Raw genomic sequence first — 12842 nt, 5'->3', positions numbered from 1 at the left:
TATCATCAAAATATATCATGATGGCTATCATTATTTATAGAATAAGGAACTCCCAACTTTACACTATAAATAAATAGCATGAAAAAGTTCGATACTGAATTTATTCCCTAAATCAAACCATATATTGTATGTATAATTACGATCTATTTAAAACTGACAGCCAGGCTGTTTATTTACAGTCATTAGGTGCTGCAGAAACAGTAACCGGGTCAAAACATTTGCTAAAAACCCCCGGGTTAAATGTATTAATTGATTGCGGGTTATTCCAGGGACTTAAATCCTTGCGAGAAAAAAACTGGGCCCCGTTTCCGGTAGATCCGTCTACAATTGACGCGATGATACTTACTCATGCGCATCTGGATCATTGCGGGTATATTCCCCTATTAATAAAGAACGGCTATCGTGGTAAAATATATATGAGCAAACCAACCCGCGATTTAGCCGAGTTGATATTAAGAGATAGTGCAAAGCTACAGGAAGAGGATGCTTATAAGGCAAATAAGCGTGGTTATACCAAACACCATCCTGCTAATCCATTATATGATACTACTGATGTGGAAGTAGCGTTAACTTATTTTGAACAAATAGAAACAGGAAAAACATATAGTCTTAATGATCATGTTCAATTTCAATTTTATCCCGCAGGACACATTCCAGGCGCATGTTCTGTTGAGATTAAATGCTACAATAAGACAATAGTTTTTTCGGGAGATATTGGTCGCTACAAATCTGATATGCTTCCTGTTCCCATACATTCTGCAAATGCCGATGTTGTTATTATGGAGTCAACTTATGGGGATCGTTTGCATGAAAATAATAATATAGACGAGGAACTGTCATTTATAATTAAGGATACCATTTTTAATAAAGGAAACCTACTTATACCCTGTTTTGCTGTGGGCAGGGCACAGGAGGTAATGCATTTGTTATATAAACTTAAATTAGATAAACGTATACCGGCCGAGGTGCCTGTTTTTTTGGATAGTCCCATGGCCGCTTCTGCCAGTAAAGTATTAATAAGGCATCCTGATTGGATAACCATAAGTAAAGAGGAAGTGGTTCAGATGTTTAATGGTATAAAAATAAATCAGGAGTACCATGGAACAGAAAAAATACTTAACCGAAAAGAGAGTAAAATTATTTTGGCGGCAAGCGGTATGCTTACCGGGGGCAGAGTTTTAGAGTATTTGAAACATTATGTTACTGACTCAAGGAATACTATATTGATCATTGGGTTTCAGGCAGAAGGAACGCGGGGTAGAACATTGTTGAACAGGGCCAGCGAAATAAAAATTCACGGCAAATATTATCCAATAAAAGCTAATGTAAAAGAATTGGGTGGGCTATCGGCACATGCAGATCAGGCCGAACTTATTATGTGGTTAAGGGCATTTAAAACAATCCCTCAGCAAATATTCCTGGTACATGGCGAACCTTGTGCACAAGATGCGTTAAGAGTTAAAATTAAGGATGAATTAAAGGTAGATGTAATAATACCTAAGCAAAGTCAAATACACTTGCTTTTTCACATAAATGATCAACCTGTACACGCCGACCAATTTAAAGCTTATAACTAAATTATTTAATCAGCATTAAACCTGCGATAAGAAAATACTTTTTAAAAAAATTTAATATTAAAAAACATAACCTTGATAATATGGTGCCAATTGTAACTATCACTTTTAACCCGGCTCTTGATGAAAGTTTATCGGTAGCGGAATTTGTACCAGATAAAAAATTAAAATGCTCGCAACCCGTATGTGAGCCGGGTGGTGGTGGCATCAATGTGGCAAGGGCTATTATAAAATTGGGTGGCGAAGCACTGGCTGTTTATTTGGCAGGGGGAGATAATGGAAAAAAAATACAACGGCTGCTTACTGATGAGTTAGTTAAATCGGTGGTGATTGAGACAGCTGAAAGTACAAGAGTAAACCTGGTGATTGCAGATATAGCCAACAAGAACCAATATCTTTTAGATATGCCGGGGAGTATAGTTAGTGAAAATGAAGTGCAGGCATGCTTGAATGTAATAAATGGAGTACCGGAAGTGAAATATATGGTAGCCAGTGGAAGTTTACCGCCCGGAGTACCAACTGATGTTTTTGCAAAAGTTGCATCAATAGCGCAACAAAAAGGTGCCCTGCTTATTGTAGATACTTCTGGCGAAGCTTTGAAGAAAGCAGTAGAGGCAGGTGTTTACCTAATTAAACCAAATTTGCGAGAGTTAGCCGCACTTGTTGGGAAAACGGAGCTGGACATTGAGGCTGTACCGGGTGCTGCACGCCAGGTGATAAATAGTGGCAATTGCTCGGTGGTTGTAGTGTCGATGGGCGCGCATGGGGCATATTTAATAACCAAAGAAATGGCTTTGAAAATAACACCACCCCAGCTAACTGTAAAAAGCACCGTTGGTGCCGGCGATAGTATGGTAGCTGGTATTGTTTTGAGTTTAGCCAACAATAAAAGTTTAACCGAGGCGGTAAAATATGGTGTAGCTTGTGGTTCAGCAGCAACTGTTAATTATGGCACTCAATTATGTTCAAAAGCGGATGCAGATTTTATATACGGAAACATGGTTTTAAAGCCAGGTAAGTTTTAGGAATATTAAATGTGATATACAGTAGTATTAGCAGGATTTTAACAAATGATCTTTGTGGTATATTTATCCGCCATAGTATTTATATAGCATTATTTTTACTAAAGCTACATTCCAACTACACATATTCAACGTTAACATGCTCTAAAGCACTTTTTTTATACGTTATAATGTATCAAATTTGTTACGTTATTTTTTTAGTCATAAAAAGCAACAAGTTTCTTATAAATATCTAAAATTTTAGTTATATTATTAATTATCTGATTATCAATAAAATAAATCGATTATAATATCTTCAACAGCACAATGTGTAAAATTTACACATTGATAATTTTTACTGTAACAATTTCTTGTAATTATAAAGTGATTGTCTAAATTGCTGTGATTTTTAGTCGGAGTAACCGATTGCAAACCATTTTATAACCAAATTTTAACCTAATATTTTAATTATTTATGCCCGATTCATCGTGAACTATCAATGGTTTTGCCATTGTAAAAACCGCCTATGGGCGAGCACTCATTAAATTAATCATTTATAAACCAAATTTCAAATTATGATTCTTTTTACTTTTAAGAATGTATTATCTCTCATCAAACCGCTTGGGAAAAGTATTCCTAAAGCTGTTATGTTATTGGGAGCAATTACCCTGCTTTGCAGCAGTATTGCATACGCGCAAGGCCAAACACGCCGGGTAACGGGTATAGTTACCGACTTAAGTACAGGTGAAACCTTAATTGGTGCCACTGTAGCAGTTAAAGGCAGTACTGCCGTTACACAAGTTGACGTAGCCGGTAAATTTGCAGTTGATGTACCGGCCAATGCAGTTTTAGTAGTAAGATATGTAGGCTACACTGACCTGGAAGTGCCGGTAGAAGGCAAAACAACGCTTGACATTAAATTGGCAAAAGTAACCAGAGACTTAGATGAAGTTGTAGTTACCGGTTTTGGTTTAACCACCAAGAAAGCAACACTTGCCGGTGCAGTTACACAACTTAGCGGCGATGATTTGTCACAATCAAGGGCAACCTCAACTACAGGCGCATTGGCAGGTAAAATTGCCGGTGTAAACTTTAGGCAAAATACCGGCCAGCCGGGAGCGAGTCCAGTAATTCGTATTCGTAACTTTGGTGGCACTGGTAATAATGGCAATAACCCGGGTGATCAGCCTCTTATTGTTATTGACGGTAGCAGACGTGATATGGATGCTTTTAACGGTCTTGACTTCAATGATGTTGAATCAATAAACGTTTTAAAAGACGGTTCGGCTGCTATTTACGGTTTCGGTGGAGAAAACGGTGTAATAGTTGTGCAAACTAAAAAAGGTAAACGAGGCCAAAAGCCAACTTTAAGTTTTGATAGCTATTATGGTTCGCAAACTTATGCTAACTTTAATAAGCCTGGCGATGTAAAAAGCTACATAAGAGGTATAGTACAAACCGAAACTTACGGTGATGGTAAACAAAGTAGTCCCAGAACAGTAACCCCGGAAATCTATCAAAAAGTTATGAATGGCGAACCGGGTTATGAAGGGTTTGACTGGTATAAATATATATACAAAAGCGCGCCACAAGCCCAGGCTAAAATTTCTGTTTCAGGTGGTACAGAAAACTCGGACTATTATATTGCTGCGACCACGTTAAATCAAGGTGTAGCCTTGCGCGACTTTGGTGATGGTTTTAAACGCCAAAATATACAAGCTAATTTTAATGCCAATATTAGCAAGCGTATTAGATTTGGTATGCAAATGAATGGATACTGGTCAAAGCAATCAAATACCAATGTTGAAGGCGGTGATTTTGACTGGCAGGCCGAAGCCCCATATCGTAATTTACCGATACTACCTGGACCAGGGGCGACGGCGTATGCTAATCCGGTAGCGGGGCCTTATGTTAATGGTAACCCTTTATACCCTCAAGGTACATCTCCTTCCGGTCAGCAATACAGCTATGGTTTGGTAGGCCCTGAGTTATCAGGAGTAGAATCAACCACCAGGAGAAATGTTTCAATAACGGGTACGTTGGAAATAGACATTTTACCCGGCTTAAAGGGGCGTATGTTGGCCAATTACTCATTCCTGGGTACTCAGTTCGATTCGCGCCGTATGGCACCAACGTTGTATCTTTTTGATCAAGGTTTAGGTCTTATTGTGCCAGATCCCTCATTTACACAACAACGTAATAATGAGCACACTTTTACCAATAGAGACAACACTAATCTACAATTTCAGTTAGAGTATAAAAAATCTATTGGCAAGCACAATTTCCAGTTAAACCTGACAGAAGAGAGCGCACTTTTTTATTCGCCATCTGTAAGGGTAACGGGTATACCTCCGGCTAATAATATCCCTTATATACCAAATAATGGTCTTACATTCCTTACCGGTTTCCAAGATGACATTAGTAATTATTACCCAAGTCAGGGCTATCAGCTAAGGTTAAATTATGACTTTGCAGGTAAATACATTGTTGAGGCCTTTGGACGTTACGATGGCTCATCTAACTATAGACCAGCTGACAGATGGGGATTTTTCCCCGGTGGGGCAGTAGCTTACCGTATATCTCAGGAAGATTTCTGGAAAAAAAGCTCGGTTCTAAGCATATTTAACGATTTTAAGATCAAGGCATCATACGGTATCACAGGTTTCAACATCGGAAGTCCGTCACAAAACTATTTAACAGGTTATGATTATGGTAATGGCGCGGCAGTATTAAACGGTAGTATAGTTGCCGGGGCACAGGTTTTAAACCCTCCTTCTCAGGCACTAAGCTGGGGACGTACCTATACAAGTAACGTTGGTATCAATATGACTTTGTTAAATAGTCGTTTAAGTGTCGAGTTGAACTATTTTAACCGTACTCGTACAGGTATACCGGCAAACAGAGGGTTAACCCTACCTGACCTGGTAGGTTTTCAGCCGGGTAATGAAAACATTAATACCGACAAAGACCGCGGTGTTGATGGCGACATCGCATGGCGCGACCATATTGGTGAGTTTAACTATGGCTTTAATGCTAACTTTAGCTATGGCAGAAGTATAACCGGTTTCCGTTACAATCAGGTATTTTCAAGTGACTATGACAGATTTCGCAATAACCCTGTAGACCGTTTACAAGGCGGAAACTTTCAATTCACAACTGATGGACAATTTCAATCATGGGAGCAAATACAGAACCACGGTGTAGACCAGGACGGTAAAGGTAACACAACTATGAAGCCGGGCGATTTTATAATCAAAGATGTAAATGGTGATGGTTTTATAAATGCTACTGACCAAACCAGGGAGACCTATCAAATAAACGGTGGTTTGCCACCATTAAATTTTGGCTTTGGGGTTACTGCAAACTATAAAGGTGTTGACTTAAGGATTGATTTTACAGGTGGTTCAATGTATACGTTTGAACAAATATCTTCTGGTTTTAGCAATGCTAATTCAGCCTATATGCGCGAGTGGGTACCAAACCGAAACACATCACAGTATTTATTTGATAATTCAAGCTATTATTCTGACATATTTGACAGAAACAGCCCTATTATAGTTGGTAAATACCCATTGCTTTTACAAACAAATCCTGCCATTGGTTCAAACTTCAGCCACAGTGGATGGCAAACCAACGTAACCTATGTTAGGGTACGTAACTTACAAATAGGTTATACTATACCATATTCTGTTATTAAACCTTTAGGTTTAACTAACTTTAGGGTGTATGTAGCTGCACAAAACTTGTACACATTCTCAAACATGCCGAATCATATTGATCCAGAGCTTGTTAATGGTAACGGTGGTGGATTGCCTAGTCCGAGAGTTTTAACAGCAGGCGTTCAAGTTAAATTCTAAAATATACGAACATGAAAAGAAAATTTTTATACAGTCTGTTTACAATCCTTTTAATAAACATTGTGTTTATTGGGTGTAAAAGAGACCTAACGGTTATTCCGAACGACGTAATAGAAGAAGAAGCTGTTTATACCGATAAGAACCTGATTAACGCAACGTTGGCGCGCTTTTATCAGGCAATTAACAACGGTACTAATTCTAATCCTAATTTTACAACTGCCGGAGGTGCTGCCTGGGGCGCATCTAACGCTACTGATGATAGTTTTCAACAGGATCCTGATGATGCACTTAATAACAGGAATGGAGCCTCTACATCACAAGTTCTCTTCAACAAAGACAGGTACAGGGCATTTGATTATTTCCTGATACGCAGGTTAAACATATTTATACAAGGCCTGCGGACTGCTGAATCAAAAGCGAGTATGTCTGCGTTTGAAAATGCATCTTTTGAAGGACAAGCTATTTTTTTACGTGCCTGGACATTTTTCCACATGGTAAAAACTTTAGGTGGTATGACCATTGTAGGTGACGAGGTGTTTGAATTTGCCGGCGGTACAGATGCTACGCCACTGCAATTGCCACGCAACTCAGAAGCCGAGTGTTATGATTATATCATAGCACAGTGCCAACTTGCTGCTACAAAGTTAACAAGTAGCGGAGTTGCAACTATTCCTGCGGGCCAAAATATCAACCATGCATTGGCTGACAGATGGGCAGCCAAAATGCTTGAAGCGCGTGCCGCTTTAACTGCGGCTTCAATTGCCAAATTTAATACCCCTGGCGATCCGCTTCTTAATAAAACGGATAAATTTGGCCATCAAACTCACGGTATCCCTGCAAATAAAGCTGATGGTTATTACGCTACCGCTTTCAACGCTGCCAAAGACGTTATTGATAATGGTCCTTTCTCATTAATGACAGGTGCTACTCTTGATGCAGCACAACAGGCATACCATAAGGCGATAGATGTAAAAGATGGTAATACCGAAGTAATATGGACAACAGATCGTCAATCGCCTAACGTAAATACCCAATGGACAAGGAATATTGCCCCTGTAACCCATTCAGATGCCCAATGGGGTAATCAATTGGGTTTAACTGCTGAATTGGTTGAATCGTTTGAGGATAGGGCTACAGTTGGCCAAGGTCCACAAGGTATAAAAACCAGAACCGGTAATGGAGATCAAGTGCTTCAAAATGGCCCGGTAACTGGTCCGGCACTTGCTGCCACTCAAGCAATCATGTATGACATAGACCCGTCTCTACCAGGTTATAATGCAGCTAATAATCCATTTATGAAAAAGGATGCCCGTTTATGGGGAACAGCTATATGGCCTCAAGCTCTATTTAAAGGTACCCCGGTTGATTTACGCGCGGGTGAGTGGCGTGGTGAGTATAATAACGATGGTACGCTTAAAGTTTATGTAAATGCACCTCCGCCAAAAGCAAACGTTACCCCTCCAAGTTCTTTAACCAGTATAAACGGACCGGCTGAGAATGCCAGTACCATTGTTAACAAAACAGGTTTTATCCCTCGCAAATGGCTTGATGAAGACCCAGGTGCTGGGCTGCCACCAGGCTATAGCGATATGTGGGTAATACATTTCCGTTTGGCAGAAGCGTATGCTATATGCGCTGAAGCAGCTTTATTAAGTAATCCACTGGGCGGCGCAGCTGTAGGTGTTAATTATATTAATGTTTTAAGAAGACGCGGATTACTTAATGACCTTACAGCGGGTCAATTTGACTTTGATCAGTTGAGGAGGGAACTTCGCGTTGAATTTAATATGGAAGATCACCGTCTTTGGGATATGAACAGATGGAGACTGGCAGATACCTATTGGGATGGTCCAACCAATTCACAAGGTTTGAAATATCCTAATGGTACGTCGTATCCATACCAATTATTTGGTTATACTGTAAATCTTGGCCCTGGTAACCCTAACAACGGCAAATATGTATTTGAAAGAAAAAGGGCTTACAGGAAAAGATCTAATCCCAATTTCTTTGAAAGAAAAAGCTACTATATGACCATGAGTACCAATTGGTTAACTTGGAATCCAAACTGGGAAAGAAATCCTGGCGATTAATTAAATCATAAAAAATATATTATGAAACAGAAAAATAAAATATCACTTTTAATAATATTGCTGGCTGCTGCAAGTGTGCTTATTCAATCATGCGGTAAAGATAACCTTAAGTACCCTTCATCAACGTTAAAAGGTCGATTTACTTACCAGGGCCAACCGGTTCCATTAATGTATAACAACCTTGATGCTTTTGACCAAGCCAATAACGGTAATACTTGGATTTTCCAGCAAACAAAGGGACCTCAAAATGTATATGGTGTGGGCAATATTAGAGTTTATGCCAAGCATGATGGTAGCTTTAGCAGTAAATTTTTTGATGGCGAATATCTGGGTAGAACGCAAGTTAAAAACCCATTTGAAGTTCTTAACGACTATCCTGTTACAGTGAGCGGAGATACTGATCTTGGCAATATCGAGGTGGTACCCTATTGGTGGATGAGTAACCTGACAACTACGTACACTGGTGGCGTTTTGACAGCTACGTTTAACCTTAACAGAGTATCTACGGCAGGTAGCACAAGAAACTTACAGTTTGTAGCTATATATCTTAGTCCAACTAATACTCCAGATCAGTTGTCAGCTAATTCTGGTGCTGCAATTATCTTTAATGCCGGTACAAATTCCGGAGGTAACGTAGTTCCTGCTGCTGCAAGTAATGGCGGTGCTGTTACTATTAAAGTTGATTTGAATACACTTACCACTCTGCAAAAGCAACAGTTGAAAGCTTTTGGTGGTAACACTACTGCATGGGCTTCGATAGCTGTTAAAACTAATGCAGTAAATGATGCGTTGACTTCAGATGCGATTAAATTGCAACTGCCATTTTAATAATTATTACACAGTTAAATTTAAAGAGCCGGGCATACGCCCGGCTCTTTTTTTATGTTAAAATGTAGTTTGTTATTCAGTTTATAGCAGTTAATTAATAAATTTACATCTTAAACGTGGTAGTATATTTTAATTTATTGTAGTATCAAAATTAAAGTGTGATACAATACTATCGGCTTTTGACAAAAAACAATAGGTTCAGATATATATATTTGACATACGAAACACCTAAATTAAACCAACCATAATGTTAAAATTAATTTTAAAAGCAGGAATGTTTGTTGCTCTTATTTGCCCGGTAATTTGTATTGCGCAAACTTTTGAGCCAACAGCTTTAGGCGCTAAAGCCGTTATTAATAATCAAGCAGTAGAGGTGCAGTTTTATAGCCCTGATATTGTTAGGGTAATTAAAACACCTGCAGGCCAGGCTTTAAATATGCAAAGCCTATCAGTTATAAAAAAACCGGAGCAAATTCAGCCGCGCGTGAGTAAGGTTGGTAATTCACTTAATTTACTAAGTTCAAAACTTAAGGTAAGCCTCGATCTTAAAACCGGGGCGCTTTTATATACAACCAATAATGGTAAAGTCCTTTTAAAAGAAAAACCGGAGGGTGCTTCATTTAAGCCGTTTGATGATGCAGGGAATAAAACCCTTACCGTATCGCAGTCATTTATATTAGATGATGAGGAGCCTATATACGGGCTTGGGCAGCACCAGCGCGGTAATTTAAATCAGCGCAACCAGGTATATAAAAATATGATACAGGGTAATACCGAAGATGTTGTTCCTTTTTTTCAATCAATAAAGGGCTATGGTGTTTTTTGGGATAACTATTCGCCAACTACTTTTAGTGATACGCCGGGCGAAACACTGTTTAGTTCTGACGTAGGTGAAGGTATAGATTATTATTTTATGAGTGGGGGTAGTGCCGATAATGTTATTGCACGTATGCGCGAGTTAACAGGCCAGGCACCTATGTTCCCTTTATGGACCTTTGGTTTTTGGCAAAGTAAAGAGCGTTATAAAAGCCAGGATGAATTGGTTAGTGTTGTAAAGAAATATCGTGACCTTAAAGTTCCGTTGGATGGTATTATACAAGATTGGCAATATTGGGGCAATAACTACTTATGGAATTCCATGGAGTTTTTAAATGTTGATTACAGTAATCCAAAAAAAATGGTAAATGATGTGCATCAGTTAAATGCACATATGATCATTTCTATTTGGTCATCATTTGGGCCACAAACCAAGCCCTACCGCGATATGAAGGCCAAAAATATGCTGATTGATATTAATACCTGGCCCGAGTCTGGCTCGGAGCTTTGGCCACCAAAAAGAGATTATCCTTCCGGGGTAAGGCCGTATGATGTTTACAACCCCGAGGCACGTGATATTTATTGGAATTACTTAAATAAGGGTATATTTTCAGTGGGAGTAGATGGATGGTGGATGGACTCGACAGAACCTGACCATTTAAGCGCTAAACCAACTGACCTTGATTTAAAAACTTACATGGGCTCGTTCAGAAAAGTGCGTAATGCCTACCCTTTATTAGGTGTTGGGGGAGTGTATGACCATCAGCGTGCAACAACTTCTGATAAAAGAGTATTTATTTTAACCCGTTCGGCATTTGCGGGCCAGCAGCGATATGGCGCTCAAACATGGTCGGGCGATATTACATCTTCATGGGAGACGTTAGCAAAGCAAATTCCAACCGGACTTAATTTTTCATTAAGCGCACTGCCTTATTGGAATGCTGATATCGGTGGGTTTTTCCTTACAAGATATCCAAAAAAATTAGACGATCCCGATTATAGGGAATTGTATGCACGCTGGATGGAGTTTGGTGCATTTACCCCAATGATGCGTTCGCACGGTGCCGATGCCCCAAGAGAGATATACCAGTTTGGAAAAAAAGGCGATAAAGTTTATGATGCTGCAGAGAAGTTTATCAATGTACGTTACAGACTTTTACCTTACATCTACTCGGCATCATGGGACATAACAGCCCATCAATCAAGTATGATGCGTGCGCTGTATATGGATTTTGCTGCTGATAAAAAAGTATGGGACATGACTGATGAATACATGTTTGGCAAATCTATTTTAGTAAATCCGGTAACAAAATCCATGTATAATAAATCTCAGGGCAATAATACAAATGTGGAAGATTTCAGTACAATAAAATCTCAGGAAACTTATTTACCAGCGGGCACCTCATGGTACGACTTTTGGACCGGCGAGAAGCTGGCAGGCGGCAACAAAGTATCCAGGCAAACCCCTTTAGACATAATTCCGTTGTATATTAAAGCAGGTGCTGTTATTCCTATGGGCCCATTTGTGCAATATTCATCCGAAAAAAATTGGGATAATTTAGAGATACGAGTGTATCCCGGTGCCGATGGAGATTTTACTTTGTATGAAGATGAAAACGATAATTACAATTATGAAAAAGGTAACTACAGCGAGATTACTTTTCATTGGGATGATAAGAAGCGTACATTAAATATTTTAGACAGAAAGGGTACATTTAAAGGAATGTTAGATAAACGTAACTTTAACATTGTTGTTGCCCCTGCCGGGATAGAGAGTAATGCAGGCAACTTTAAAAGCGTTACTTACACCGGGATAAAAACATCCATTAAACTATAATTTACAAATTTATTGTATATAATATTATGAAAATAGCTTTAGTATGCTCAACCGCAATATTGTTTATTGCTATTGAAGCCAATGCACAAATGATTGTTGATCCCAGCAAACCCCTAACCAATAAGCCTGAGGAAACAGAAGTGTATGCGCCACAAGCGCCCCTGCCAAAGGTTGTTAGGTCTGGTAAATCATTTGATGTGCCGCCTTCGGATGCCATAATATTATTTGACGGAAAAAATATGGATGAGTGGGTATTAAGCAGAGGGAAAGCACCTGCCAAATGGACCTTATCAGATGGGGTAATGACCGTCAACAAAGCAGCAGGCGATCTCGAAACCAAAAAAACTTTTACCAATTACCAGTTACACATAGAGTATAGGATACCTGAAAATATAACCGGCGAGGGGCAATCTCGCGGAAATAGCGGCATATTTTTAGCTGCTACCAACGGTAAAGCGGGCGGTTACGAGATACAGGTATTAGACGGGTACAATAACGAAAATAAAACCTATGTAAACGGTATGGTTGGCAGTATTTATAAAGAAGCCATTCCGTTGGCTAACCCTGCCCGTAAAGCCGGTGAGTGGAACGTTTATGATATTGTTTGGACGGCCCCAACATTTAATGCTGATGGTACGGTTAAAACAAAAGCCCGCGTAACGGCTTTTTTAAATGGCGTATTAGTGCAAAATAATTTTGAAGTGCAGGGCGAAACCAATTACATTGGCAAGCATGAATATATTAAACACGGCCCGTCTCCAATAAAACTGCAAGCTCATGGCGATAAAAGCGAACCTATAAGTTTCCGTAATATTTGGCTGAGAGAGTTGTAACCAGGT

Annotated in this window: 7 protein-coding genes; all 7 read left to right on the top strand. The window is 39.3% G+C overall.

Annotated features, from left to right (window positions below; genetic code table 11):
- The first annotated feature begins 128 nt into the window (after positions 1 to 128).
- The 7 genes from ACYVJ6_RS09815 to ACYVJ6_RS09785 all read left to right on the top strand — a co-directional run bounded on the left by ACYVJ6_RS09815 (position 129) and on the right by ACYVJ6_RS09785 (position 12836).
- Complete coding sequence (locus ACYVJ6_RS09815) at positions 129 to 1577, top strand: MBL fold metallo-hydrolase RNA specificity domain-containing protein (RefSeq protein WP_460693882.1); 1449 nt, start codon at positions 129 to 131, stop codon at positions 1575 to 1577.
- Between the two features lie 80 nt (positions 1578 to 1657).
- Positions 1658 to 2599 carry a 1-phosphofructokinase family hexose kinase gene (locus ACYVJ6_RS09810; RefSeq protein WP_460693881.1) on the top strand — a complete coding sequence of 314 codons (942 nt, stop codon included), beginning with the start codon at positions 1658 to 1660 and terminating at the stop codon, positions 2597 to 2599.
- Between the two features lie 551 nt (positions 2600 to 3150).
- The gene (locus tag ACYVJ6_RS09805) at positions 3151 to 6432 is read left to right on the top strand and encodes a SusC/RagA family TonB-linked outer membrane protein (RefSeq protein WP_460693880.1); all 3282 of its coding nucleotides are present in this window, start codon (positions 3151 to 3153) and stop codon (positions 6430 to 6432) included.
- 11 nt (positions 6433 to 6443) lie between these two features.
- Entirely contained in the window at positions 6444 to 8522 is a 2079-nt protein-coding gene (locus ACYVJ6_RS09800) for a RagB/SusD family nutrient uptake outer membrane protein (protein ID WP_460693879.1), read from the top strand.
- A gap of 21 nt (positions 8523 to 8543) precedes the next feature.
- The gene (locus ACYVJ6_RS09795) at positions 8544 to 9350 is read left to right on the top strand and encodes a DUF3823 domain-containing protein (protein WP_460693878.1); all 807 of its coding nucleotides are present in this window, start codon (positions 8544 to 8546) and stop codon (positions 9348 to 9350) included.
- A gap of 247 nt (positions 9351 to 9597) precedes the next feature.
- A complete protein-coding gene (locus ACYVJ6_RS09790; protein WP_460693877.1) occupies positions 9598 to 12003 on the top strand; it encodes a glycoside hydrolase family 31 protein in 2406 nt (801 codons plus the stop codon).
- Positions 12004 to 12029: 26 nt separating this feature from the next.
- Complete coding sequence (locus ACYVJ6_RS09785) at positions 12030 to 12836, top strand: 3-keto-disaccharide hydrolase (protein ID WP_460693876.1); 807 nt, start codon at positions 12030 to 12032, stop codon at positions 12834 to 12836.
- Positions 12837 to 12842 lie beyond the last annotated feature (6 nt).

The sequence above is a fragment of the Mucilaginibacter puniceus genome (genome assembly GCF_054783175.1).
The sequence above is the reverse complement of the archived record's forward strand: the minus strand, read 5'-3'. Positions and strand labels throughout refer to the sequence as shown.